General features: G+C 72.2%; 24 protein-coding genes and 3 riboswitches. Of the genes, 12 read left to right on the forward strand and 12 right to left on the reverse strand.

The window, feature by feature from the left end; translation table 11 throughout:
• Positions 1–11 precede the first annotated feature (11 nt).
• Together EDD34_RS20140 and EDD34_RS20145 are read right to left on the reverse strand one after the other, a co-directional pair.
• Entirely contained in the window at positions 12–512 is a 501-nt protein-coding gene (locus EDD34_RS20140) for a hypothetical protein (RefSeq protein WP_123816148.1), read from the reverse strand.
• Between the two features lie 58 nt (positions 513–570).
• Positions 571–1,185, reverse strand: coding sequence for a DinB family protein (locus EDD34_RS20145; protein WP_123816149.1), 615 nt, complete (start codon positions 1,183–1,185; stop codon positions 571–573).
• A gap of 155 nt (positions 1,186–1,340) precedes the next feature.
• Between EDD34_RS20145 and EDD34_RS20150 the strand changes: the two genes are divergently transcribed.
• Positions 1,341–1,955: a DNA-3-methyladenine glycosylase I gene (locus tag EDD34_RS20150; protein WP_123816150.1), complete on the forward strand. Its 615-nt coding sequence runs from the start codon at positions 1,341–1,343 to the stop codon at positions 1,953–1,955.
• An 87-nt stretch (positions 1,956–2,042) separates the two neighbouring features.
• On the opposite strand, the gene EDD34_RS20155 is transcribed toward EDD34_RS20150, so the two are convergent.
• Both EDD34_RS20155 and EDD34_RS20160 read right to left on the reverse strand, forming a co-directional pair.
• Positions 2,043–2,684, reverse strand: a complete 642-nt coding sequence (locus EDD34_RS20155) for a lysophospholipid acyltransferase family protein (protein WP_123816151.1) — start codon at positions 2,682–2,684, stop codon at positions 2,043–2,045.
• Between the two features lie 73 nt (positions 2,685–2,757).
• Positions 2,758–3,972: an NYN domain-containing protein gene (locus EDD34_RS20160; protein ID WP_123816152.1), complete on the reverse strand. Its 1,215-nt coding sequence runs from the start codon at positions 3,970–3,972 to the stop codon at positions 2,758–2,760.
• Positions 3,973–4,094: 122 nt separating this feature from the next.
• Positions 4,095–4,196: riboswitch (SAM riboswitch) on the forward strand.
• Between the two features lie 8 nt (positions 4,197–4,204).
• Between EDD34_RS20160 and EDD34_RS20165 the strand changes: the two genes are divergently transcribed.
• From EDD34_RS20165 to EDD34_RS20175, 3 genes are all read left to right on the forward strand, one after another.
• Positions 4,205–5,149, forward strand: coding sequence for a methylenetetrahydrofolate reductase (locus EDD34_RS20165; protein ID WP_123816153.1), 945 nt, complete (start codon positions 4,205–4,207; stop codon positions 5,147–5,149).
• A gap of 61 nt (positions 5,150–5,210) precedes the next feature.
• A riboswitch (SAM riboswitch) is annotated at positions 5,211–5,317 on the forward strand.
• Positions 5,311–7,692: a 5-methyltetrahydropteroyltriglutamate--homocysteine S-methyltransferase gene (gene metE / locus EDD34_RS20170; RefSeq protein WP_123816154.1), complete on the forward strand. Its 2,382-nt coding sequence runs from the start codon at positions 5,311–5,313 to the stop codon at positions 7,690–7,692. It overlaps the preceding riboswitch by 7 nt.
• A gap of 182 nt (positions 7,693–7,874) precedes the next feature.
• Positions 7,875–9,074 carry a golvesin C-terminal-like domain-containing protein gene (locus tag EDD34_RS20175; RefSeq protein WP_246012595.1) on the forward strand — a complete coding sequence of 400 codons (1,200 nt, stop codon included), beginning with the start codon at positions 7,875–7,877 and terminating at the stop codon, positions 9,072–9,074.
• Positions 9,075–9,181: 107 nt separating this feature from the next.
• Here the strand turns inward: EDD34_RS20175 and EDD34_RS20180 are convergent, their stop codons facing one another.
• Positions 9,182–9,409, reverse strand: coding sequence for a hypothetical protein (locus tag EDD34_RS20180; protein ID WP_123816155.1), 228 nt, complete (start codon positions 9,407–9,409; stop codon positions 9,182–9,184).
• 184 nt (positions 9,410–9,593) lie between these two features.
• Positions 9,594–9,718: riboswitch (glycine riboswitch) on the forward strand.
• Positions 9,719–9,938: 220 nt separating this feature from the next.
• Between EDD34_RS20180 and gcvP the strand changes: the two genes are divergently transcribed.
• From gcvP to EDD34_RS20205, 5 genes are all read left to right on the forward strand, one after another.
• Positions 9,939–12,935 (forward strand): aminomethyl-transferring glycine dehydrogenase, encoded by a 2,997-nt coding sequence (gene gcvP, locus EDD34_RS20185; RefSeq protein ID WP_123816156.1) that lies wholly within the window; start codon positions 9,939–9,941, stop codon positions 12,933–12,935.
• A gap of 2 nt (positions 12,936–12,937) precedes the next feature.
• Entirely contained in the window at positions 12,938–14,095 is a 1,158-nt protein-coding gene (gene gcvT / locus EDD34_RS20190; protein WP_123816157.1) for a glycine cleavage system aminomethyltransferase GcvT, read from the forward strand.
• Between the two features lie 29 nt (positions 14,096–14,124).
• Entirely contained in the window at positions 14,125–14,496 is a 372-nt protein-coding gene (gene gcvH / locus EDD34_RS20195) for a glycine cleavage system protein GcvH (protein ID WP_123816158.1), read from the forward strand.
• 188 nt (positions 14,497–14,684) lie between these two features.
• Entirely contained in the window at positions 14,685–14,909 is a 225-nt protein-coding gene (locus tag EDD34_RS20200; RefSeq protein WP_123816159.1) for a LuxR C-terminal-related transcriptional regulator, read from the forward strand.
• A 115-nt stretch (positions 14,910–15,024) separates the two neighbouring features.
• Entirely contained in the window at positions 15,025–15,450 is a 426-nt protein-coding gene (locus EDD34_RS20205) for a (deoxy)nucleoside triphosphate pyrophosphohydrolase (RefSeq protein WP_123816160.1), read from the forward strand.
• Here EDD34_RS20205 and EDD34_RS20210 read toward each other — a convergent pair.
• The 3 genes from EDD34_RS20210 to EDD34_RS20220 are packed head-to-tail and all read right to left on the reverse strand — an operon-like array spanning position 15,447 to position 18,675.
• A complete protein-coding gene (locus tag EDD34_RS20210; protein WP_123816161.1) occupies positions 15,447–16,280 on the reverse strand; it encodes a 2-phosphosulfolactate phosphatase in 834 nt (277 codons plus the stop codon). The genes EDD34_RS20205 and EDD34_RS20210 overlap by 4 nt on opposite strands.
• Positions 16,281–16,337: 57 nt before the next feature.
• Positions 16,338–17,729 carry a lactate/malate family dehydrogenase gene (locus EDD34_RS20215; RefSeq protein WP_123816162.1) on the reverse strand — a complete coding sequence of 464 codons (1,392 nt, stop codon included), beginning with the start codon at positions 17,727–17,729 and terminating at the stop codon, positions 16,338–16,340.
• A gap of 40 nt (positions 17,730–17,769) precedes the next feature.
• Positions 17,770–18,675 (reverse strand): LysR family transcriptional regulator, encoded by a 906-nt coding sequence (locus EDD34_RS20220; RefSeq protein ID WP_123816163.1) that lies wholly within the window; start codon positions 18,673–18,675, stop codon positions 17,770–17,772.
• A 232-nt stretch (positions 18,676–18,907) separates the two neighbouring features.
• On the opposite strand from EDD34_RS20220, the gene EDD34_RS20225 reads away from it, so the two are divergent.
• Positions 18,908–19,231, forward strand: a complete 324-nt coding sequence (locus EDD34_RS20225; RefSeq protein WP_211341647.1) for a CBU_0592 family membrane protein — start codon at positions 18,908–18,910, stop codon at positions 19,229–19,231.
• A gap of 57 nt (positions 19,232–19,288) precedes the next feature.
• Here the strand turns inward: EDD34_RS20225 and EDD34_RS20230 are convergent, their stop codons facing one another.
• Together EDD34_RS20230 and EDD34_RS20235 are read right to left on the reverse strand one after the other, a co-directional pair.
• Positions 19,289–20,047 carry an endonuclease/exonuclease/phosphatase family protein gene (locus EDD34_RS20230; protein WP_123816164.1) on the reverse strand — a complete coding sequence of 253 codons (759 nt, stop codon included), beginning with the start codon at positions 20,045–20,047 and terminating at the stop codon, positions 19,289–19,291.
• Positions 20,048–20,111: 64 nt separating this feature from the next.
• On the reverse strand, positions 20,112–21,281 hold the full coding sequence (locus tag EDD34_RS20235) for a pyridoxal phosphate-dependent aminotransferase (RefSeq protein WP_123816165.1): 1,170 nt from the start codon (positions 21,279–21,281) through the stop codon (positions 20,112–20,114).
• Positions 21,282–21,435: 154 nt separating this feature from the next.
• Between EDD34_RS20235 and EDD34_RS20240 the strand changes: the two genes are divergently transcribed.
• Positions 21,436–21,714, forward strand: a complete 279-nt coding sequence (locus EDD34_RS20240; RefSeq protein ID WP_123816166.1) for a hypothetical protein — start codon at positions 21,436–21,438, stop codon at positions 21,712–21,714.
• A gap of 170 nt (positions 21,715–21,884) precedes the next feature.
• On the forward strand, positions 21,885–23,219 hold the full coding sequence (locus tag EDD34_RS20245) for a serpin family protein (protein ID WP_211341648.1): 1,335 nt from the start codon (positions 21,885–21,887) through the stop codon (positions 23,217–23,219).
• A gap of 81 nt (positions 23,220–23,300) precedes the next feature.
• On the opposite strand, the gene EDD34_RS20250 is transcribed toward EDD34_RS20245, so the two are convergent.
• On the reverse strand, positions 23,301–24,362 hold the full coding sequence (locus tag EDD34_RS20250) for an alpha/beta hydrolase (protein WP_123816167.1): 1,062 nt from the start codon (positions 24,360–24,362) through the stop codon (positions 23,301–23,303).
• A 29-nt stretch (positions 24,363–24,391) separates the two neighbouring features.
• A complete protein-coding gene (locus EDD34_RS20255) occupies positions 24,392–25,273 on the reverse strand; it encodes an NAD(P)H-binding protein (RefSeq protein WP_123816168.1) in 882 nt (293 codons plus the stop codon).
• Between the last annotated feature and the right edge of the window lie 240 nt (positions 25,274–25,513).

A 25,513-nucleotide genomic window follows, 5' to 3' on the forward strand; every position in this document is an offset into this window, starting at 1 on the left:
GCGCCGGCCGGCTACCCGGCGCCCTCGGGATGCGGGGACTCCAGGCCGGCGCGCGGCCGGCGCTCCTCCGGGGGCCGCTCGTACTCGCTGATGTTCCGGGCGAGCTCGGCGGCCATCCACCGCAGATCGCCGACCCAGTCCTCCGCCTCCACGTGAGCCGCGGCGATGGCCTCGGTCGTGGCCGCCGGGCCGGGCACCTCCGGTACCGGTGCGGCGTGGTGTGCCTCGGCTGTGGACAACGCCTCGTTCAGCGCCTGCGACGCTCCGAGGTCGGCGTTTCCGTCCGTGCCGGCGATGTCCCGCCCCTCGGCGATGAGCTCGCCGAGGGCGGTGCGAACTGCCTCGCCCTCGTCGACCAGCCGGACGACGGCGCCGCGGGGGTCCTCCCGCACGGTCGCGTCCTCCGCCCCCGTGGGAGCGCGTTCGTGCATGCCTCGGATCACGCCCACGGTCATCAGCGACACGGCGAGCACCGTGACGACGACCAGGAGCGCTCGATACCGGCTGTGCACGAACCACAGTGTTCCGGCTGCGACGCCCCTTCGCCAGGCGGTGGACCGACGAGCTCGGTCACGGATACCGGTTGGCGATCTCCTTGAGCTTCTCGACGTACGCCGCGGGCCCGTCCTGTTCCCAGTCCGGCATGTTGGTGTTTCCCCGGCTCATGCCGACCGCGCCGTCGTACTGCTCGCGGAGGATGTCGGCCTGCCCCGCGTGACGGGACAGGTCTGCGAGCGTGTGCACGACGAGACGGAACAGCGTGGTGTCGGTGTTGTCCGGCCACCAGGGGACGGTGCCCGGCGTGTCGAGCGGCAGGGCGTCGATGTTCGCCTCGGTGAAGGCCCACACGCGGCGGTAGACGTCGATCATCCCGGCGAGCGTCTCGTCCGTGGTGAGGTAGAAGTCGGCCTGCGGATCCTCCTCGACCGCTTCCCAGGGGACGAGCTCCTCGGGTGTGGGCCAGGGCCGCCCGACGACGTCACCGAGGTACCCGGCCTCGACGCTCGCCAGGTGCTTCACCAGGCCGGCGAGGTTGTTGCCGCTGGGCACGCGAGGCCGGCGCGCCTCTCGTTCGGAGAGGTCCTCGACCTTCCAGACGAGGGCCTCCCGGGCGGAGCGCAGGTACTTCTTGAGGATTCGCTTCTGGAAGTCCTCGTCGGTCTCGGCACTGCTGGACTCGTTCATGCGCACAGCATCACACCGGACACTGACATGCCCCCGTCGCCGCGGGGGCACAGGCGGCGGGCGGGGCTGTGGATCGCCGCGGGGGCGCAGGCGGCCGACCTGGGGTTTGTGGATCACCGCGACCGATCGTCGGTGTCCCGGTGCAGAGTTGTCCCATGACCGAGACCACGACGCACCTCACCGATCCGCCCGCCCCGCAGCGACCCCGGGGAGCCCGGTGCTTCGGCGACGGCGATCCCCTGTACGAGGCCTACCACGACACGGAATGGGGCCTGCCCGTACACGGCGAGGCGGCGCTGTTCGAGCGCATCGCCCTGGAAGGCTTCCAGTCCGGCTTGTCGTGGATCACCGTGCTGCGCAAGCGGCCGGCGTTCCGGGAGGTGTTTCACGAGTTCGATCCGGTGGCGGTCGCGGCCTTCACCGAACAGGACGTCGACCGGCTCCTCGGGGACGCCCGCATCATCCGGAACCGCATGAAGATCGAGGCGACCGTGGCGAACGCCAGGGCGCTCGTCGCACTGCACGCCGGCGGCCGCACTCTGGACGAGCTGTTCTGGTCGTTCGCGCCCGATGACGCCGTCCGCGAGCGCCCCGCCGTGTGGACGGACGTCCCGGCGCAGACCCCGGGGTCGAAGGCGCTCAGCAAGGCCCTGAAGAAGGAGGGGTTCCGCTTCGTCGGGCCGACGACGATGTACGCCGCCATGCAGGCGTGCGGGCTCGTGGACGATCACCTGGCGACGTGTCCGGCGGTGGCCGGGCCGGGTTCGTGAGCGTTCCGGTTCCCGTTCCCGGCGTCGTCGCCGCGGGTCGGCCCGTCTCGTCCGCCGCCTCGGTGGGCGGCGGGGGCGGCGACGCGGTCAGTCCACCCGTTCCTGCCCGCTGAGCTTCTGGATCGCGGTCATGACCTCTTCGGTGAGCTCACGCCGCGCCTTGGCGGGCTTCGTTCCGGCCTCGATCTGCCGCGCGGGGTCGATCGGTGTCCCGAAGTGCACCTCGACCCGGCCGAGCCGCGGCATCTTGCCGATCGGCTTGACCTTGTCGGTTCCCTTCAGTCCCACGGGTACCACGAGCGCCTTGCCCGTGAGCGCCAGCCAGGCCGCGCCGGTGTGCCCCTTGTGCAGCTTGCCGTCGCGTGACCGGGTCCCCTCCGGGTAGATCCCGAACGCTCCGCCTTTTTCGAGGACGGCGAGCGCATCCTCCAGGGAGCGCTGGCCGGCCCGGGGGTCGTGCCGGTCCACCGGGATGTTCCCCATCGTGGTGAAGAACCAGCGGGACATCGCGCCCTTGACGCCCTTGCCGGTCCAGTACTCCTTCTTCGCCAGGAACGTCACGTGCCGGGGCACGGTGATCGGGATGATCACCGAATCGATGAACGACAGGTGGTTGCTCGCGAAGATGACCGGGCCCTTGCGCGGGATGTTGTCGACACCCGTCACTCGCGGCCGCAGCAGCACGAGCGACAGGATCGACACGATGAGTTTCAAGACCCGGTACGTCACCCGCACATTGTGCACCGCCTGCCCACCTGTGCGGTGAATCGGGGATCACCGCCAAGATGTGACCAATGACGTGTCAGCGTGCGGTCACCAGGTAGTCGTCGGCGTCGTCGTCCCAGGCCAGGTCCACGGCGCCGGAAGCCTGTGCCGCCTTCGCGAACTGCAGGAACCCGCGGTAGCCGAGCGCCTTCTCCGAGAAGTCCGGCCGCTGCTTCCGCACGGCGTTCTTCAGGCCGGACAGCGCCGCGCTCCCGCCGGTGCCCTGCACCACGGACCGCAGCAGCGTGAACGCGTCGTCCGCGTCGCCGGCCTCGGGGAGCGAGATCTCGGGGTCGCCCTTCGACGGCCCGTCCGACAGCACCACGAATCCGCGGTCCGCCAGGAACCGCAGGAACTCGCCGAAGGTGCGGAAGCCGTAGTCGGACTCGCTGAACGTCGGGTCCTTGCGCACGAGCGTCCGCTTGAGCATGGACGCGGTCACGGAGTCGGACGACGACGCCTGCAGGTCCTTGAGGGTCTGCGCCACCCGCACCTCCATGGTGGGGGGCTCTCCCACCGGCTCGTCGCCGTCCTCGTCGGCGACGGTCACGGGCTCGGCGGGCACGACGGGCTCAGCGGGTTCGACGGGCTCGGGCGGAGGCGTCGGGCCGGCCTTGCGCTTCCTGCCCGACGACGACGCGGCGGTCTTGCCCGTCTCGGCGGGCTCCTGCTTGTCGCCGTCGCCGGACGGCGTGCTCGCCGCGGACCCGGCAGCGGGTCGCCGTCGGGCACCACGGGACTTCGCCGCCTTCGGCCTGGGTGCCTCGTCGGGGACGTCGACGCCCTCCAGGCGGTCGTAGAACAGGAACTCGTCGCAGGCGGCGGGGAGCAGGCGGGAGGTGGAGAGTTCGACGCCCACTCCGATGACCCGCTTGTTCAGCTCGCGCAGCTTGTGGACCAGCGGCGAGAAGTCGCTGTCGCCCGTGCACATCACGAACGTCGAGATGTAGTCGCGCTCGAACGCCATCTCGATGGTGTCGACCACCATCTTGATGTCGGCGGCGTTCTTCCGCGAGGCGCCCATGCGCTGCGGCATCTCGATCAGCTCGACCTGGTGCCGGGTCAGGGCGCGGCGGTCCTCGTCGAAGTACGACCAGTCGGCGTACGCCCGGCGCACGACGACGCGTCCGCGTACGGCGAGTGCGTCGGCGATCGGCCCGAAATCGAACTGCATACCGCCCAGGTGCTCCCGAGCGCCGAGCGCCAGGTTCTCGTAGTCGATGAAGACGGCGAGACGCTCTTCGTTGTCCATGGCTGCCACCCTACGGCGTCCACCCACCCTCCGGCCGTGGGGGGCGACCTGTCACGGGACCTCACATCTCAGCAGGTGAGCTGGATCCGGATCGCATGGCGGGCATGTGTGACCATGAGGACCCACCATCCAGAGCGGTCGAGAGTCCTGGCTCGAGGACACCGCAGCAACCTGTCGCTCCCCCGCCGGAGCGGACAAGGTGCTAACGCCAGGCGCGATGGGAGCATCACCTATGGCTGTCGAGACGCCGCACCCGAGCCGCCCGACGATCTCCTTCGAACTCATGCCGCCACGTCGACCGGACGCGGCGCCCAAGTTCTGGGAGACCGCGCGCCGGCTCGTCGCGACGCATCCCGACTTCGTCTCCGTCACCTACGGGGCGGGCGGCGGCGACCGCGCCACCGCGCGCGCCGTCGTGGCCAAGCTCCTGGAGGGCACGCCGGTCCTCCCGGTGGCCCATCTGACCTGTGTGGGCGCGTCGCGCGAGGATGTGTCGGAGGTGATCGACGACTTCTTCGACGCCGGTGTGCGCTCGTTCCTCGCGCTGCGCGGCGACCCGCCGAAGGACCAGCCGGACTGGCGCCCGCCGGCCGACGGCGTGCACTCCAGCATCGAGCTCGTCCGGCTGCTGCGCGACGTCGAGGAGCGGCGCTGCGCCGCCAGCCCGGCGACCGCGCTGCGCGGTGCGGCCAGGCCGCTGACCATCGCGGTGGCGACGTTCCCGAACGGCAACGCCGACGCCGGTACGACGCGTGCGCAGGAGGTCGTCCGGCTGCTGGAGAAGCAGGAGGCGGGCGCGTCCTTCGCGATCACCCAGCTGTTCTACGAGCCCGAGTCGTACACCGGTTTCGTGGAGGCGGCCCGGAATGCCGGGGTGACGATCCCGATCCTCGCGGGGATCATCCCTACCACGGAACCGCGCCGCCTCCGCCGTGTGGAGGAACTGACCGGCGTCGTGCCGCCGCCGAGGCTGCTCGCGGAGCTCGACGACCTGCGGCTCGACGACGGCTCGCCGGACGCCGAGGCGCAGCACGCCCACGGCATCGAGTACTCGGTGCGCCTCGCCCAGGCCGTCCTGGACTCGGGCGCGCCCGGCATCCACGTCTACACGTTCAACAAGCACCGCCCGGCGCTGGACCTGTTGTCCGGCGTGGGCCTCACGACCGCCTCGGCCTGAGGGATCGCAGGGCGCGACCGCCCGGCGACCCCACCGAGGTCCGCCTCCGCGGAGGCATGTACACCCATCCAGAGCGGCCGAGAGACCTGGCTCGACGACGCCGCAGCAACCACCCCCGTCCCGGGGGCACGGTGCTCAATGCCAGGTGCGATGGAGCTGAGATGACTGACAAGACCCTGCCCGACTTCCCCCGTGCCACGGTGCTCGGCTATCCCCGGATCGGGCGGCGCCGCGAGCTCAAGCGCGCGCTGGAGTCGTACTGGGCGGGCACGACCACGGCGGACGCGCTGGAACGGACGTCCCACGACCTGCGCCTCGCCACGGTGCGGCGACTCGTGGAGCTCGGCCTGGACCCGGACACGGGCGCGGTGCCGAACTCGTTCTCGCGCTACGACCAGGTCCTCGATGTCACGGCCACGCTGGGGGCCGTCCCGGCCCGCTTCCGCCGCGGCAAGGGCTCGCCCGCGGAGCCGGCCACCTCGGAGAGCGTGTCCCCCGACACGTACTTCGCGCTCGCCCGGGGCACGGCCGAGCAGCCTCCGCTGGAACTGACCAAGTGGTTCGACACGAACTACCACTACCTCGTGCCCGAGATCGGGCCGGAGACCCCGATCGGGTTCGCCGACGACCGGATCGTCCGCGAGTTCGTCGACGCCGCCCGGCCGGCCGACGGCGGCACGGCCGTCGTGACCCGCCCGGTGATCGTCGGCCCGGTGACGTACCTGCTGCTCAGCAAGCCCGAGGACGGCGCGCCCGAGGGGTTCTCCCCCCTGAGCCGGCTGGACGACGTCGTGGCCGCCTACCGTGAGCTGCTGGCCGCTCTGGCCGCCGCCGGGGCGCCGTGGGTCCAGCTGGACGAACCGGCGCTCGTCAGCGACCTGATCGGCGTCCCGTTCGCCACCGTGTCCGACGCCGTCCGCCAGGCGTACGGCACGCTGACGGCGCCGGCGCCCGGCGAGGGACGCCCGCAGATCCTCGTCGCGGCGCCCTTCGGCGACCTGCGCCGTGCGTCGGGCGACCGCCTGGAGCTGCTCGCGGGAACCGGCGTCGAGGCGATCGCGGTGGACCTGGTGCGCGGTACCGCACCCTCCTCCGTGCCCGGGCTCGCGTCGAAGACCCTGGTCGCGGGCGTGATCGACGGTCACAACATCTGGCGCGCCGACCTCGCCGCACGGCTCGACGCCCTGGAGTCCCTGCGGGAGGTGACGGGTGCCGGAGCGGTCACCGTCGGCACGTCCACCTCCCTGCTGCACGTGCCGCACGACGTCGACGACGAGCCGCGGCTCGACCCGGCCCTGGCCGGGTGGCTGGCGTTCGCCGACCAGAAGGTCGGAGAAGTGGTCACTCTCGCACGCGGCCTGAGCGAGGGGCGGGGCGCCGTGGAGCCACAGCTCGCCGCGGCGACGGCGGCCCTCACGGGACGGGCGGGCGCGGCCGGCGTCGTCGTCCCCGACGTCAGGGACCGGCTCGCGCGGCTGTCGGACGCCGACTTCGCGCGCGCGGCCTACGCCGACCGCGCCGCCGCGCAGCTGACGCGGCTGAACCTGCCGCCCTTGCCGACCACGACCATCGGCTCGTTCCCGCAGACGACGGAGATCCGCACCACCCGAGCCGCCTGGACGCGGGGCGACCTGCCGGACGCCGACTACGAGGCGCGGATCCGGGAGGAGATCGCCCGCGTGGTCGCGCTGCAGGAGGAGCTCGGGCTCGACGTGCTCGTGCACGGCGAGCCGGAGCGCAACGACATGGTGCAGTACTTCGCCGAGCGGCTCGCCGGGTTCGCGACGACCGTGCACGGCTGGGTGCAGTCGTACGGGTCGCGGTGCGTCCGCCCGCCGATCCTCTGGGGTGACGTGTCGCGGCCGGAGCCGATCACCGTGCCCTGGGCCACCTACGCGGCCTCCCTCACCGACAAGCCCGTCAAGGGCATGCTGACCGGCCCGGTGACGATCCTGGCCTGGTCGTTCGTGCGGGACGACCAGCCGCTGGCCGACACGGCCAACCAGGTCGCGCTCGCGCTGCGCGACGAGGTCGCCGACCTGGAGGCGGCCGGCATCGCCATCGTGCAGGTCGACGAGGCGGCGCTGCGCGAGCTGCTGCCGCTCGACGCCGGCGCGCAGCCGGCCTACCTCGACTGGTCGGTGCGGTCGTTCCGGCTGACGACGTCGGGCGCCGCGCCCTTCACGCAGATCCACACGCACCTGTGCTATTCGGAGTTCGGCGACATCGTGGGCGCCATCGACGACCTCGACGCGGACGTCACGTCCGTCGAGGCGGCGCGCTCCCGGATGGAGATCGTGCCGGGCCTCGCCTCGGCCGGGTACGCGCGCGGCATCGGGCCGGGAGTGTGGGACATCCACAGCCCTCGCGTGCCGTCCGACGGCGAGGTCTCGGACCTGCTGAAGCTCGCCGTCGCCGAGATCGACCCGCGCCTCGTGTGGGTGAACCCGGACTGCGGCCTGAAGACGCGCGGCTACGAGGAGACGAAGGCGTCGCTCGCCAACCTGGTCGCGGCGGCCCGCGAGGTCCGGGCTTCCCTCTAGCCCTTTTCCGGGGTGGTCGTCCGGCACCGGCGACCACCCCGGCGGCGGGGGCGGGGGGCGCCCATCACATCGCGTGGATGACCAAGACGGGATGTAGGCGCAATGTAGTCGCCGGGAACTGACCGTTGGAATACTCGGGCCCGACCTGCACCTTTCGCTACCTCGCCGACGTGGAGGACCCCGTGCACCACCCACACGAGCACGCCCAGGACCCGCAGGAGCACACCGGTCACGCGATGGACCGCCGCGGACTGCTCCGCGGTGCCGTCGTCGTCGGGCTCGGCGCCGCCGGCGCGAGCGCCGCACTGCCCGCGGCCGCCGCACCCGTGATCGCCGCCCCGCCCGACCCCCGCGAACCCAGCCTGGCACCGTCACCGGAGGCCCCGGCCGACGCCCCCGCCGGTACGGCCGCGGGCGTCACGCTGGCCGCGCCCGTCATCGCGAGCTGCGACACGTGGGGCGCCGAGGCCCCGCGCGGCTCGATCTCGACGACGTCGGGCAAGCCCGACAAGATCCTGATCCACCACATGGCCTCGGCCAACGTCACCGACTACTCGCAGGCCGCGGCCTACCGGATCGCCCGCGACGTGCAGCAGTGGCACTTCGCCAACGGGTGGGTCGACTCCGGCCAGCACCTGTCCGTCAGCCGCGGCGGCTACGTCATGGAGGGACGGCGCGGCAGCCTGAACGGCCTGGGGGCCGGCACCCACACCGTCGTGGGCGCGCACTGCCCCGGGCAGAACAGCGACGCGATCGGCATCGAGAACCAGGGCACCTACACGAGCGTCGCCCCGCCCGCGCAGCTGTGGAACAGCCTGGTGGACCTGTGCGCGTACATCTGCCAGCAGTACGGCATCGCCCCCACCCAGATCTACGGCCACCGGGACTACAGCGCGACGGCGTGCCCGGGCGACGTGCTCTACTCGATGCTGCCCCAGCTGCGCAGCGAGGTCGCCGCGGCGCTGAACGGCACCGCCTGGTCCGTGGTCGTCGACAACACGTCGAGCGGCTTCTCCGCGAGCGGGAACTGGCTGACGTCGTCGTACTCGGCCGAGCGGTACGGGGCCAACTACCGTTACGCGCGGCCGGCCGAGGTGAGCGACCTCGCGACGTACCGCGCGACGATCCCGTCGAGCGGGTCGTACCGCGTCGAGGCGTGGTTCCCGGCGATCTCGGGCTACAACACGTCCACGCCGTTCATCGTGTACACGGGCTCGGGACAGTCGACGGTCCGCGTGGACCAGTCGGCCGGCGGCGGGGCGTGGATGTCGCTCGGCACCTACTCGATGACGGCGGGCACCCGCACGGTGGTGGCCGTGAGCCGCTGGACCGGCGGATCGGCCTACGTGGTCGCCGACGCGATCCGGATCACCCGGCTGTGAACACCGAAGCCGCGCGGGACGACGTCGTCCCGCGCGGCTTCGGTGTCGCGGCGACGGAGTCCGTCACGCCCGGTTCACGGGGGAGACCGTGGCCCGGCGGCACGCTCTCAGCGCTCGTGCGCGCCCATCATGGGGAGGCCGAAGGCGAGGCCGACCAGGAGGATGCCGCCCGTGAACGTGATCGCGCTGCCGAGGTCCTCGGACGGCCCGCTGGCGCTTCCGACGCCGATCAGGGCGAGGCCGCCCACGAACAGGGCGAAGCACACGATCACGCGCACCAGGAGGGCCGCCGTCGGCTCCTGCTTGTCACGGTGGGCAACCTGGAAGTTCGTCATGGATCAAGCGTAGCGGGATCGAAGGGTGCCCTGGGCGCGGCGCCGGTCCGGCCACGGCCCGGACGGGTCGGACCGTGCGCGGGCACCCCGTCACGCGGCGGCGCCGGACCCCAGTAGGCTTGACCCACAACTGAATCGACGGGCCGGGGTCGCGACGTGTTCGCCGTTCCGGTCCGTGCCGCCATCAGCCGCGACGGGAGAGTCCGGAACGTGGCGTCGCCATCCCTGTGGACGACGACGCCGGAGCCGGCGCCGAAGGAGCAAACCCTCCCCGGGAATCTCTCAGGCCCCCTGTACCGTCGTGGCGAGGCAACTCTGGAAAGCGAGCCGCTTCGCGGGCCGGTCACCGCCGGGCCACGAGGCCTCCACCGACGGTGCAAGTCGGCGCGCCCCGCCCCGCAGGGGGAAGGCGGACCGGCAAAACTCTCAGGTCGACGCCCGCCCCGCACGGGGGCATGGTGTCCGATGACAGAGCGGGGAGGGACCCAGTTGTCGTCCCTCACGCCCTCCGGACCGCAGGAGCCTGCCCGTGAACCAGCACCACCCGGCACCGGTCGTGTTCGCCGACCGGCACCTCGGCCCGCGGGGCCGCGAGACCGCCGCGATGCTCGACCAGCTCGGCTACGACACCGTCGACGCCCTCGTCGAGGCGGCCGTCCCCAAGTCGATCCGTACGCAGCGCCCGCTCGGCGTCCCCGAGGCACGCAGCGAGGCCGAGGTCCTCGCCCACCTGCGCGACATCGCCGGCAAGAACCAGGTGAAGCGCCAGATGATCGGTCAGGGCTTCTACGACACCCATACCCCCGCCGTCATCCGCCGCAACGTGCTCGAGTCCCCCGCCTGGTACACGGCGTACACGCCCTACCAGCCGGAGATCAGCCAGGGCCGCCTCGAGGCGCTCCTCAACTTCCAGCAGGCCGTCGAGGATCTGACCGGCCTGGAGATCGCGAACGCGTCGCTGCTCGACGAGGCCACCGCCGTGGCCGAGGCGGTCGCCCTGATGTGGCGGGCGTCGCGGGCCAGGAGCGGCTACGTGGTCCTGGACGCCGACCTGTTCGGCCAGTCCCTCGCCGTCGCCCGCGGCCGCGCCGAGGCGATCGGCCTCCCGGTGGTGGTCGCCGACCTGAACGCCGGCCTGAGGGCCGGCGTCGAGGGCTTCGTGGCCGCGGGCGGCACGCTGCCCGACGGCGATCTCGTGGGCGTGGTGGTCCAGCAGGTGGGCGCGAGCGGCCGCATCCTCGACGCGCGCGACGTGGTCGCCGAGGCCAAGGAGTCGGGCGCGCTCGTCACCGTCACCACGGACCTTCTCGCGCTGACCCTCCTGGTCAGCCCCGGTGAGCTCGGCGCGGACATCGCCGTCGGCTCCGCGCAGCGCTTCGGCGTCCCGCTCTTCTACGGCGGCCCGCACGCCGCCTACATGTCGGTCCGCAAGGGCCTCGAACGCCAGCTGCCGGGCCGCCTCGTCGGCGTCTCGGTCGACGCGGACGGCGCCCCGGGGTACCGCCTCGCCCTGGCCACCCGTGAGCAGCACATCCGCCGCGAGCGCGCGACGTCGAACATCTGCACCGCCCAGGCCCTCCTGGCGATCGTGGCGAGCATGTACGCGGTCTACCACGGCCCGCAGGGCCTGAAGGCCATCGCGGAACGCGTCCACACCCACGCGACCACCATCGCCGAGACCCTCCGCACAGCGGGCATCGAGATCGAGCACCCCCACTTCTTCGACACGATCCGCGCCGTCGTCCCCGGCAAGGCCACCGAGCTGGCAACCGCGGCGGCAGAAGCCGGCTACAACATCCACGTCCCGGACCCGGACCACATCCAGATCGCCTGCGACGAGACGACAACCCCAGCGGATGTCCAAGCGGTCACCCGCAGCCTCCTCACCGCCCTGGGAGGAACCGCGACCACCGAGGCCGGGAGCGGGGAGGTCCCCTCCGCGACCGTCTCCCCGAACGGAGGGCCCCCTGGGGCCCGTGAGTGTGTCGCGGAGGGGACCTCCCCGCTCCCGGCCGAACTCAGCCGAACCACCGAGTTCCTCCAGCACCCGATCTTCCACACCCACCGCTCCGAAACCAGCCTCATGCGCTACCTGCGCAAGCTCTCCGACAAGGACCTCGCGCTCGACCGCACGATGATCCCCCTCGGCTCCTGCACCATGAAGCTCAACGCCGCCGTCGAGATGGAGTCCATCTCCTGGCCCGAGTTCGCGGGCATCCACCCGTACGCCCCGGCGGACCAGGCCGAGGGCTACGCCGAGCTCATCTCCACCCTGGAGGCCCAGCTCGCCGACATCACGGGCTATGCCGCCGTCTCGGTCCAGCCCAACGCGGGTTCCCAGGGCGAGTTCGCCGGGCTGCTCGCGATCAAGGACTACCACCGCTCCCGTGGCGAGCAGTCCCGTGACATCGTGCTGATCCCGGCGTCCGCGCACGGCACGAACGCGGCGTCGGCGGCGCTGGCGGGCCTGCGGGTCGTGGTCGTGAGGACGGCCGACGACGGCGAGATCCTCCTCGACGACCTGCGCGCCAAACTGGACGAGCACGGCCGGCAGGTCGCGGCCATCATGATCACGTACCCGTCGACGCACGGCGTCTTCGAGGAGCACGTGCGCGAGGTGTGCGACCTGGTGCACCAGGCGGGCGGCCAGGTGTACATCGACGGTGCGAACCTGAACGCCCTGGTGGGGCTGGCACGGCCGGGCGAGTTCGGCGGCGACGTGTCGCACCTGAACCTGCACAAGACGTTCTGCATCCCGCACGGCGGTGGCGGTCCGGGCGTCGGGCCGGTGGCCGTGGCCGAGCACCTGGTCCCGTTCCTGCCGACGAACCCGGTGGCGCCGTCGGGCACCGTCGACGCGGGCCGGGCGGGCACGCCGATCAGCGGCACGAACCACGGCTCCGCGGGCATCCTGCCGATCTCCTACGCCTACCTGGCCCTCATGGGCCCGGACGGTCTGACCGAGGCGACGAAGGCGGCCGTGCTCACGGCGAACTACGTGTCGTCGCGGCTCGCCGACCACTTCCCCACGCTGTACACCGGCCCGAACGGCCTCGTGGCGCACGAGTGCATCCTCGACCTGCGTGACCTCACCGCGCGGACCGGCGTGACCGCGGCCGACGTCGCCAAGCGCCTGCAGGACTACGGCTTCCACGCGCCGACGCTGGCGTTCCCGGTTCCGGGCACGCTCATGGTGGAGCCCACGGAGTCGGAGGACCTGGCGGAACTGGACCGGTTCGTGGACGCGATGATCGCGATCCGGGCGGAGATCGACGACGTGGCGGCCGGCCGCTGGGCCGTCGAGGACTCGCCCCTGCGCGGCGCCCCGCACACGGCGGCGTCGGTCAGCGCGACCGAGTGGGACCGGCCGTACTCCCGCGAGACCGCCGCGTACCCGCTGCCGGGGCTGCGCCACGACAAGTACTGGCCGCCGGTGCGACGCATCGACGACGCGCACGGTGACCGCAACCTGGTGTGCTCCTGCCCGCCGGTCGAGGCCTTCGACACATCAGAGACGAGGAACTGACGATGACGGACAAGAGGACACCCCTGCACGAGGAGCACGTCGCGCTCGGGGCGAACATGACCGGGTTCGGCGGGTGGCAGATGCCGCTGCGCTACACCTCGGACCTCGCGGAGCACCGCGCCGTGCGCGAGGCGGCGGGGCTGTTCGACCTGTCCCACATGGGCGACATCGGCGTGCAGGGGCCGGATGCGGCCGCGTTCCTCGACCACGCCCTGGTCGGCGCGATCTCCCAGGTGAAGCACCTGCGCGCGCGGTACTCGATGATCTGCGCCGACGACGGCTGCGTGCTGGACGACCTGATCGTGTACCGCACGGGCGATTCCGAGTACTTCGTGGTGGCGAACGCCGCCAACACGGATCTGGTGCTCGCCGAGCTGGAGCGGCGGGCGGACGGGTTCGACGTCGGGGTGAAGCCCGTCCCCACCGCGCTGCTGGCCGTCCAGGGCCCGCGCGCCGAGGAGATCCTGCGCGCCACGGACGGGTTCGAGGAGGACCCCGAGGCGTCCGGCGGCGTCACCCTCGAGAACCTGAAGTACTACGCCTGCGCTCCGATGCGCTTCCGCGACGAGGCCGTGGTCGTCGGCCGCACGGGGTACACCGGCGAGGACGGCTTCGAGATCTGGGTCTCCCCCGAGCGAGCCGTCGAGTTGTGGCGTGCGCTGCTCTCCGCCGGCGAGCCGTTCGGCCTGGTCCCCGCCGGGCTGTCGGCGCGCGACTCGCTGCGGCTCGAGGCCGGGATGCCCCTGTACGGGCACGAGCTCGACACGACGACCACACCCTTCGAGGCGGGCATGGGTCGCGTCGTGCGCCTCGACAAGGAGAACGCGGACGGCGCGCCGCTGCCCTTCGTCGGGCGGGACGCGCTGGCGGCTCGCAAGGGCGCGCAGCCCGCGCGGGTGCTCGTCGGACTGCGCGGCGAGGGCCGTCGGCCCGCCCGCGCCGGGTACGACGTCGTGCGTCGCGGCGTCGACGGGACCGCGGGGGTGAAGGTCGGATCCGTGACGTCGGGTGTACCGTCGCCCACGCTCGGATACCCCGTCGCGATGGCGTACGTGACCCCGGAGGTGTCCGCCGAGGGCACCGAGCTGGCCGTCGACGTGCGCGGGCGGACCGAACCGTTCGTCGTCGTCCCGCTGCCGTTCTACCGTCGTACCAAGTGATCCCGAGCCACCACGAGCAAGGAGCCCTCATGGCTGACTACCCCGCCACGCTGAAGTACACCAAGGAGCACGAGTGGGTGGACGGCGAGTCCCCCGCGACCGTCGGCATCACGCCGTACGCCGCCGAGGCGCTCGGCGACATCGTCTTCGTGGAGCTGCCCGAGGTCGGTGCGACGATCGAGCACGGCACCGTGGTCGGCGAGATCGAGTCCACGAAGTCCGTCTCCGAGCTGTACGCACCGGTGAGCGGGACCGTCACCGAGGTCAACCAGGCCGTGATCGACGACCCGGAGCTGGTGGGCTCGGCCCCCTTCGACGCGGGCTGGCTGTTCAAGGTCGACGTGAGCAGCACGGGCGAGTTGCTCACCGCCGAGGAGTACGCGGCACACGCGGGCGTCTGACCTGGTAGTTCTGTCGTGGAAGGCCCGTGCGTTCGCGCACGGGCCTTCCGCTGTGTTGCGAGAAGGTCACAGAACCGATTCTCTTCGCGAAGTCGCGTCACGAATACCGCCCCGCGGACTCTCTACCCGTAGCAGCACCCCTCCAAGGCCGTAGCCCCAGACGCGGCCGCTGCACCGAAGGAGAACGCATGAGCATCGTTGTGGCCGACCGTCCCGCTCTGACCCGTCGTGAGCGCGTCGTCCTCGAAGGCCTGATGAAGAAGGACGAGACCCTCGAGCAGATCGCGGAGACGCTGTTCGTCACACGCAACACCGTGAAGTCGCAGGTACGGAGCCTCTACCGGAAGCTCGGCGTGTCCAACCGGGCCGCCGCGGTGGAGCGCGCCCAGCACCTCGGCCTGAACGTCCGCTGACCCGGCGAGCCGTCGACCACCGTTCGCGGTGGCGTCCGTGTACCCAGGGCGGATGTCACCGCGACGGTACGTCTCCGGACTGACCGATATGGCAGGCCGTGTCAGGATGCTCCCCATGGCTGCCCCGATCCTGGTGGTCGCCGCCGCACTGGTGGACGACCTCGACCGCCCCGCACGTCTGCTCGCCGCCCGCCGCACGCGCCCGGCGGCGCTGTCCGGCCGCTGGGAGTTTCCCGGTGGCAAGGTGGATCACGGCGAGACGCCCGTTCAGGCGCTGCACCGCGAGCTGCGGGAGGAGCTCGGCGTCACCGCGGAGCTCGGCCGTGAGGTCCCGGGGCCCGACGACGGCGCCTGGCCCCTCACCGATCGCTACCGGATGCGCCTGTGGCTCGGGCGGATCACCGAGGGACACCCCGAACCGCTGGAGGACCACGACGAACTGCGCTGGCTCGCGACGGCCGAGCTGGGCGACGTCGACTGGCTCGAGGGAGATCTGCCGATCGTGGCCGCACTGCGCGGGCTGTTCCGCGAGACAGGCTAGGCGGCAGAGGTCGGCACCGCGCCGGCGCCCGACTTCGCCCTCCGGGCGGCGGCGAGCCGGTGCCCGAGCGGCACGAACGCGCCGTCCATGAGCACGGGCACCACGTCGGTAGCGTCCACCTCGGCCGCGATCATCACGTCCTCGTCGAAACCGCTGTCGACCAGTTCCCGCCCGCTCACCGAACCCAGCAACAGGTCGGCGGGCTCCGACGTGCCCTGCCACATCGCCGCCGCCGCGCCGGTCTCGGCCGACATGCGGGTGACGTCGTCGGGCAGCATCTCCGTCAGCCGTGCGGCGATCGCGCCGGCGGCGAGCTGGTCCTCCAGCGCCGGGCGCAACACGTCGTCGGGCCACCGCTCACCGGCGGGAACGAGGACGACGTCGTGCTCGGGGTTGGCGTTCAGGTGCGCGGCCGCGAGGCCGGCGACCGCCGACGCGTTGCGCAGACCGCCCACGATCAGGAGCGCACCGCGACTGCCGATCGTGTGGGCGATCATCGAACCGTTCGGCGACGGCAGCACGACCCGCTCGGCGTCAAGACCGCGCAACGAGGCGGGCGAGAGACTGATGCCCTCCTCGGCGCGCGGCCCGGCGAGCACGGCCCGCATGGTGCGGGCGAGGCGCGCGGCTCCCGCCACGTCCCGGTAGGGAAACGGGTAGACGCCGGCGCCGGCCTCGCAGGCGACGGTCACCGAGGTCGAGAAGGACAGGACGTCGATCACCACGACCAGCGATTTGCGAGCGCCGGACTCCGTCAGCGCACGGGCACCGGCCAGTCCCCAGTCCGTGCGGACCCGGGCAGGGCGCTGGTCGAGCGGTGAAGCGTTCACGAACGCATCGTAGAGCCTCCAAGAGTGGTTCAGGTACCGGCATCTCAGGAAAATCGGTCACGATTCCGCGCGGTGCGCCACGACCTTCCTCGCCATCGCGAGGCGCTCCAGCGTCCGGACCAGGGAACGAGCCATGCGTTCGGGTGCGCGGAACGAGATGCCGACCGAACCTCGCGGATTCGTCGCCACGGCGTCGACCTCCACCCCTCGATCGGCGAAGACCCCGGTCAGCGTGGCGACGACCCCCGGATCAGAGGCGCGCGTGACCTCGATCTCGACGTCGTACCGGGCGGCCGGGTCCTCGGGATGTTCCCCGTCCGCTGCCGACGGGGACGACGAGGCCGGGATCCTGTCCCGGGACGTGGCGCGGGGATCCGGGACGTCCAGGGCGTCGAGCATGGCGTCGATGACCCGGCCGGATTCGGCCAGGGCGCGGGCCTCGTCGTCCGGGAGCGGGTCCAGGATCACGCGCGTCCAGCCGTCCGGTCCCAGGATGACCGGGACGCCGAGCACTCGGCCGGGCACGGGTTCGCCGTCGTCCCCCAGGATCTCGTCGGCGAGCGCCACCTGACCGGCGACGACGATCTGCCGGCCGTCGAGCAGGGTCTCGACGAGGTCGACGGTGGCGGCGGCGGTGCCCGTCGCGGTCTTGGCGCCGCTGGTGTGCGTCATGAAGGAGCGGGCGACGGTGCGGACGTCCGGCGGAAAGCTGTCGACGAGGGTGAACGCGTCGCCGACGTGGACGGCGGACGCGGCGTCGAGCTGCCCGCGGGCTTCTCCGATCTCCTGGAAGAACGTGTCCAGGGTGCGGCCCTGCCGGAGCCGTGCGACGGCCGCGGTGCGTTCGGACCGGGACAGCCCGGCGATCCGGACCGTGGACCACAGGGGCACCGCCTTCTCGCCGTGCTGCCCGCCGACGTACCCGTCGACGCGGTGCCGGCGCACGCCGAGGGACATCGCGATCTCACGCTGGAAGCGGAGGGAGTCGAGCCAGGCGCCCATGCCGATCACCCGGTGCCGGCCGAGGCGCTCGGCCAGCACCGCGACACCGAGCTCGACCGGGTTGGACACGACGATCACCACCTCGCGGCCGGAGCCGTGCGTGGCGAGTGCGTCGGCGTACTGTTCGAAGACGGCGCGGTTGTCCTGCGCGAGCGCGGTCCGGTCGGTGTTCGCGCCGACCTGTGCCGGCGCGGTGCGCCCGGCGGCGAGGACGACGACGTCGGCCACGACGTCCCGCGGCGACAGCGCGACGTCGAGCAGCGGGGCACGCTCGTCGAACGCGTCGATCAGGTCGGCGCGCAGGCCGTGCACGGTGGCGGCGCTGGCGCCGTCCGGGCGGCCGACGAGCTGGAGGCGCGAGGTGTGGGTGAGCAGACCGTCGGCGATGAGCTGGGTGCAGATCTGCCGGCCGATGTCACCGGTCGCACCGACCACGGAAACGTCCATGTGGCCGATGGTAGGAGGTGGAGGTTTCCGGGCCCGCGCGTCAGGGCGTCATGCCGCGCGCGGACTCCACCATCTCGTCCACGACGGCGCGCACGGCAGGGCTCGGCTCGTGGCGTCCGACACGGTGCCGGACCACGAGCCGGCGCGATCCGAGGCCGGCGAGCCGGACCACGGTGACGCCGTCGGGCACGTCCTCCTCCTTCAGGGCGAGGGCGGGGAGCATGGCGATCCCCTGGCCGGCAGCGACGAGGGCGAGCGCCGTGTCGAAGTCGTAGTAGGAGTGCCGGGTGATGATCTCGGTGCCGAGGGTGCGGGCCAGCCGGCGCAGCGCGCGGTCGGCCGCGATGTCCGCGAGCGGCCCCACCCAGGGCAGGCCGGGGAGTTCGTCGAGCCGCTCGGGGGCGGCGGTTCCGGGCGGTACGACGATGCACCACGCCTCCTCGAGCAGCGGGATCTCGTGGACGCCGCGCGGTGCGGGAGCGTCCATGTCCACGTCCCGGTCCAGGATGATGGCGTCGAGGTCACCGGCACGGAGCTTCCGGACCGACTCGAAGGGGTCGTGCTCGTTGACCTCCACCTCGATCCCCGGGAACTTCTCCGCGAGGGAGGCGAGCATCGGCGCGACCACGGCGCGGATCGCCGTCTGGAAGGCGCCGATCATCACGCGGCCGGTGACCTCCTCACCGAGGGCGGCGATCGCCTGGCGTGCTTCGATGAGTTCCGACTCGATGCGTTCGGCGGCCTCGGCGAGCACGCGGCCGGCCGGTGTGAGGGTGACGCCACGGGGGCCGCGGTCCAGGACGGAGATGCCCTCCTCGGTCTCCAGCCGGGCGATCTGCTGGGACACGGCCGAGGGTGTGACGTGGAGCAGATCCGCCGCCGCGAGGACCCCGCCGGCACGGTGGACGGCCAAGAGAAACGCGAGTCGGCGAGGGTCGGCAGCCATGTAGCGATGCTACACCCGGGAGTCCACAAACGTTCGATTGTGCTGAAGGTGGTTCGGGGTCCAGAATAGTTCCTGGCACCGATCAGCGGTCCTCTCGGACCCCCGGTTGCCACTGGTTCGCACGTGCCCCGCCAGGCCGCACGCAGAACCGTCCCCTCGCGCCATCTGCCGTGGAGGGGGGTCTGACCATCTTTTGTCGAATCGATTCGGGAGGTGCTTTGTGCTCTCGCTCATGACCGCCGCCGTCACGGCCCTCGGCTGGGTTGGCGCTGTTGCTGGACTCGTTGCGTACGCGATGGTGAGCCGGGGCAAATGGCGCCCCGACTCGGTCATCTTCCAGGCGACCAACGTTTCCGCGGCGTCGATCCTCATGACCGTCGCCGCCGTCAACGGGGTGTGGCCATCGGCGGCGTCGAACATCGCGGCCATCGCGATCGGCGCGAACGCACTGTTCGTGGTGGCACGCGCACGCGGCCGCAAGGCCCGCGGGTCGGGCACGCCCTCGGCCACGCCCGTGGTGCAGGCGGAGTCGGCGGTCCGCGCGACGTTCCGGTGAGCCTCCGGGAACGTCGCGCGGCTCGGCCCGGCTCCACGGCCGGACCGGACGCACGCGTCAGTCGCGCGGCCGGAGGGTGACATCGACCACCAGCGGGCGATGATCGGAGACCCCGGTGCCGGGCGCGCGGGCCTCGCTCTCCACACGGATCGCGCCGTCGTCGTCGACCAGGATGTGGTCGATCTGGAACCGGGGCCCGGCGGCCGGGAACGTCCGCGCCGCTGCCAGCGGGCGCCATCCGGTGACCGTGGCCGGCGCCCCGTCACGCAGGTTCAGGTCGCCCATCAGGACCAGTGGCCGGGGCGCACTCCCGAGTGCGTCCCGCAGCCACGGCAGTTGCGCCCACGCGTTCCCCAGCCGCGAGCTGAGGTGCGTGGCACACACGGTGAATCCGCCCGACGGCGTCTCGACGTCCGCCGCGACGGCCACGCGCGGCTCGTCGACACCCAGCTGCGCCGGACCGACCCACCGGCTCGCCATCGGCAGCCGCCACCTCCGCCACGCCCGCACAGGAAGGCGTGAGGCCAGGGCGATCCCGTACGCGGGGTACCGTTCCCGGCCCCGCGCCCGCCACCGCAGCCCGGGCGCACTCATCCAGCCGGCCACGGTGGGCACGTAGCGATACTCGACGGCTCCCATCGCCTCCGCGCAGATCCGCGCCTGATCCGCGAACCCGCTGCGCGGCTGGAAGCGGTCCACCTCCTGCATCGCCAGAATGTCCGGATCGAGGGCGCGCACGGCCTCGGCGAGCCGCTCCGGGTCGCATCGGCCGTCAGGACCGAGCCCGTGCTGGATGTTGAAGGTGGCAAGACGCATCGCCCACATCGTGCCGTGCCTCGACGACGAACGCGCGCCCGATCCGCCGTCGTCGACCATCACCTCAGAGCGTCTTGTGCCATGCGGCGATACGGTCCACCGCCCGGGCGACGACGTCCGGCGCCGACGCGAACGACAGCCGCACCCAGTCCCGGCCGCGGACACCGTCGAAGTCCAGGCCCGGCGTGATCGCGACGTCCGCCTCGGCGAGCAGGCGTTCGCAGTACGTGACCGAGTCCAGACCGAATCGGGCGATGTTCCCGTAGAAGTAGAACGCACCGTCGGCCGGCGCCACCGGGTCCCAGCCCAGCTCCGCCTGCCGCTCCAGCAGCAGGGCACGCGAGTCGGCGTACCGCGCCACGTTCTCGGCCGCTGCCTCGTACCCCTCCTCGGAGAACGCCGCGATCCCCGCCTGCTGCGCCAGCGCGGGCGGGGACAGCGCCACGTTCCCGGCCAGCGCGCCCACCGGCGCGACAAGCTCCTCGGGCAGCACGAGCCAGCCGAGCCGCCAGCCCGTCATCGCCCAGTACTTCGAGAACGAGTTCACGACGACGGCGCCCTGGCCCGCGTACCGCGCGGCGGTCGCCTGCGTGACCTCGTCGGAGTAGGCGATGCCGTGGTAGATCTCGTCGCTGATCAGTCGGACCTCGTGCGCCGCGCACCACTCGGCGACCGCGTCCAGCTCGTCGGGCGTGATCATCGTCCCCGTCGGGTTGGCCGGGCTGGCGACCACGAGCCCGTCGAGTCCGCCGTCGTAGTACGCCCCCATGAGCTGGGAGACGCCGGGCTGGTAGCGGGTCTCGGGGCCGCAGTCGAGCTCGACCACCTCGCACCCGAGCGCGGACAGGATGTTCTTGTAGGCCGGGTAGCCGGGGCGGGCGAGCGCCACACGGTCGCCGACGTCGAACGCGGCGAGGAAAGCCAGCAGGAACCCGCCGCTCGACCCGGTGGTCACGGCGATGCGCGCGGGATCGACCTCGAGGTCGTACCAGCGGTCGTAGTGCCCGGCGATCGCCTCACGAAGGGCCGGCACGCCGAGCGCCTCGGTGTAGCCGATGTCGCCGGTGCGGAGCACCTCGGCCGCACGCTCGCGCACGACGTCGGACGCACCGGTGGACGGTTCCCCGGCGCAGAGGTTCAGCACGTCCGCACCCGCGGCGCGGCGGGCATTCGCGGCGGCGAGGACCTCCATGACGGCGAACGGGGGCACGGCGGAACGACGGGAGACCTTCATAGGGGCAATGATGCCTGGTCGGCGCCGAGACGGGGAGACACGCCATCGCCGCGCGTCCCGACGACGTGACTTGACCCGCCGGGCGGTAGCCCGAACACTGTCCGTGAACCAGTATCACCTGTTCTGACCTGCACGTTCACGACAGAGGAGAGCTGTGGCCGACAACATCGACGACCGACCCCACGCCGAGCAGAAGGGCGAGATCCTGACGGTCACGAACATGATCTCCCTCGCCGGCGCGGTCCTGATCATCGGACTCCTCCTCGAACGATTCGCGGGGATGGATCCGGCGTACGCCGTCGGCCGCGTCGTGAGCGTGCCACTCCTCGTGACGGCGGTGGTGGTCGGTGCACGGCGAGGGTCCTGGCTGTCGTTGGTCCTGCCGACCATCGGGCTGGCGCTCGTGGTGTCGACGTTCTTCATCGGGGGCTGATCCGGGAGCACGCTGCCGGTAGGTGCAAGGACCCGTCCGCGCGGGACACAAACCTGATGAAACGTCATGGCCGGGCCGCTGCCGGCGGCTCGGCCCCGGTTCGGTGCCTCCGGTTCGGGCGGCTCCGGAACGGCCGCTGCGCGTTGCCGTCGCACCCCAGGAGGCTCCTGATGCACCGCCCCTCACGCCGACCCACCGCCCGCGTGGCCGCCGCCTCGCTCCTGCTCCCGTTCTCCCTCACGCTGGCCGCCTGCGGCGGCGCCGACCCCGACGCGGGGACGGTCCGATCGGACATCGAGCGCAAGTCCGTCGCCGTCGCCGACGCCTCGGCGGTGCCCGGCGTCGTCGCCGCGACGGACGAGCTCGGCCGGGTGATGCTCGCACCGGCCTCGCCTCCCGGGGGTGCCGACTGTGCCGGCCCGGACGGCCCCAACGCCGTCGTCTCCCCCGCGTCGCTCGCCGTCGCCCTGGCCATGCTCACCGAGGGCGCCGGCAGCACCACCCTCGACTCACTCGACGTAGCCCTCGGTGCGTCCGGAGACGCACGGACGGACGCGTTCAACGCCCTGTCCGCCGCGGTCGGGGAGTACGACGGCGATCCCGCCGTCGCGCAGGACGACGAGCTTCCGGACACCCCGGTGCTGCACCTGGCCAACCAGGCGGTCATCGACGACGACCTCACCGCTCTGGACACCTACCTCGACGCCCTGGCCGAAGGTTTCGGCGCCGGAGTGCAGCACACGGACCTCGGCGGCGACGAAGGCAAGGCGATCCTCGACGCCTGGACGAACGAGCACACCGGCGGGCTGATCGAGGAGAGCGCCATCACACCGGACCCGGACCTCCGACTCGTGCTGCAGAACGCCGTCCTGCTCGCCGCGCGCTGGCAGCAGCCCTTCACCGAGACACGCGACGCGGAACCGTTCACGCTCGCCGACGGGACAAGCGTTCGCACCGAGGCGGTGTGGGGCGCGCTCGGAGCACCTCACGCCACGCACGGCGGCTGGGAAGCCGTGCGCCTGTCGTACACGGAAGGGTTCCACGCGGACGTGATCCTCCCGCCCGCGGCGGCCGGCACCGCTCCCGGCGACGGCGCCCCGGCCGCGCCGGACGCCGAGACGTGGGCGGCCCTCGACGCCACGCTCTCGACCACCGAGCCGCGATCGGTCGCACTGACGATGCCCACCCTCGACGTCGAGACCGGCCCCGTCGATCTCTGCGCCGCCCTGTACGACGCCGGCCTCGGCGAGCTGTACGAGACGCCCGACCTGTCCGCGATCTCGGAGCAGGACCTCGTCCTCACCCAGGCCGCCCAGCAGGTGGTGCTCCAGGTCGACGCGGAAGGCACGGTCGCCGCCGCGCTCACCGAGCTCGGCATGGCCGAGACCTCGGTGCCCGTCGACCAGGTCACCATGACCGTTGACCGCCCGTACCTCCTGCGCATCGCCCACAGCGACACCTCGTGGCCGCTCTTCCTCGCCGCGATCGGAGACCCGAGGCACTGAGAGGCGCACTCGTGCCGGTCCGAGGACGCCGGGCACGGCTCCGCCCCGAGCACCCGGACACGCCGCCGCCACGAGGCGGTCTCACCCCAGACGGCTCCGGCCTCGGCGGGACGTCACACCCGCGATCGCCCTGCGCCACCACGGATCGTTCGGCGGCGTGTCGTCGATGGTTTCCCGCCGCGTCGCGTCGGCGGTGACATAGCCACGGAACCAGCGCGCCGTCTCTCGCCAGACCATCTCGCGCACCGGGGCCGCCGAGAGCGTCACGTCGTGCAACGCGCCGTCCAGCCACACCAGGGTGGTGACCGGGCCGAGGTTCGGCACCCGGCGTGCCACGCCGATCACGTCGAGCACCGTGTCCGTGCGCCGGGTGTCCTCGGTCCAGCGGGTCGGCATCGTGGACCTCGCCGAGAGCAGCACCAGCACGGGTGCGTCGATGGCCAGCCCGTGCGCCACCTGGTCGTGCCCTCGGAGAATGGCGGCCATCCAGGCCGGCGTCGGCGGTCTCCCCAGATCGGAGCGCCATTCCGAGTCGTAGGACCACTCCCCGTCGTACTCGGCGGAGATCGCTCGGGAGTACAGCCCTCGGTCGTAGTACGCGACGGGCCCTCGGGGGTTGATGGCCGCGGCCGCGCGCACCCCCGGCTCCAGGACTCGGCGACCCGCCTCGCGCATCTGCAGTTCCAGCCACGGCGCGTTCAGCACGACGCCGACCGCCCGCCCCGGGTGCCGTGACGCCCAGAGGCTGAGGGTCAGCCCGCCCGTGGAGTGCCCCATGAGGACGAGTCGCCGGGATCTCGGTCCTCCGGTGCCGTGCCCGATCGCGGCGAGCGCCGCCGCGATGTCCTCGTCGTAGGTCCCGAGGTCGGCGACGTAGTTGGGTGTCTGTCCGTCGCGGATGGACCGGCCGTACTTGCGCAGGTCGAGGGCGTGGAAGCGGACGCCGAGCCCTTCCCAGAAGTCGGCGAGATGGGCCTGGAAGAAGTAGTCGTTCCAGCCGTGCACGTACAGCAGGTCGACGCCGGCGTCCGTGTCCCCGGGGATGATCCTCCGCGCCAGGGTGGCGACGACGTCGCCCTCCTCGTCGGGTTCGAGGTCCAGGGTGAGCTGCTCGAAGCCGTCGAGCACGTCGGGCATCCACATGCGGCGAATGTAACCTCTGCCGGGCGTCGCTAGCCCATCGAGGCTCCGCGCCGGAGGGTCGCCAGTTCCCCCGGGTAGTCGTCGAGCCAGTACGCGAAGCTGCGTGCGGGGCGTCCGGCGAGGCGCGCGACGGCGTCGTCGACGTCCTCGAAGACCCCGGCGTCGACGGCGGCGCAGCACGAGATCCAGGCGTCGAGGTCGCGCACCCAGGGCACGGGTGTGGCATAGGCGTCGACGGCCGACATCGGCTCGTAGCGCAGCGGCCGTCCGGTGACCGCGGAGAGCGTACGGGCCACGTCCTCGCCCGTGAGCGCCTCCGGCCCGGTGATCCGGTAGGTCATGCCGTCGTGGGCGTGGGCGCGTTCGTCGAGGAGGACGGCGGTGGCGGCGTCGGCGACGTCGGCGGGTGAGACGGCCGCGACGCGTCCGTGTCCCGCGGGTGCGCGCAGGAGGTCGTCGCGGACGGCGTGGATGAGCGTGCCGAACTGGACCGACACCCGGAGTATCGTCCAGGCCGCGCCGGAGCCGCGTACCGCTTCCTCGATGCGCCAGTGTCTCCGGGCGTGAGCGGCGGTTCCCTGCGCACCGGCGCCGATCTGTGACAGGTGCACGATCCGGCGGAAGCGGTGGGCGGTCAGGAGGTCGACCGGGTCCGGGTCCCCGGAGCTGATCCCGGCGATGACGAGGGTGTCGGCCCCGTCCAGGGCGAGGTCCACCTGGTCGGGGGCCGGCGCGTGGCCGAGGACGACGACCTCGGCCTCGGGCAGTGCGGCACCGCCGGGCAGGCGGGGTGCGCGGGCCTCGTCCGGCACGACGAGTAGCTGCTCCGCACCCTCCGCGGCGAGCCGGAACGCGAGTTGGAAGCCGACCGGTCCACCGGCCCCCGCGAGAACTACTGTTCCGCCACCCATACCTTCGAGGATAGGCCCCGGGCGCGCGCGGACGACGGGGAAGGTCCCGCCCAGCAGCAGCCCGTCCCGACACGAGCGGGACAATCCGTGCGCGGGCAGGGAAAGGCCCGCGGGGCCGGAGGCCGTGCACCTCCGCACCGCGCTGGACGAGGGCGCGGTACCCGCGGGCCCCGGTGGTCACGATGTATTCGCCACCAGTCCCGTGCGCCGTGCTAGCCCGGCGCGCCGACTTCATGTCGC

The sequence above is a fragment of the Myceligenerans xiligouense genome, assembly GCF_003814695.1.
In the GTDB taxonomy this organism is placed as follows: Bacteria; Actinomycetota; Actinomycetes; order Actinomycetales; family Cellulomonadaceae; genus Myceligenerans; species Myceligenerans xiligouense.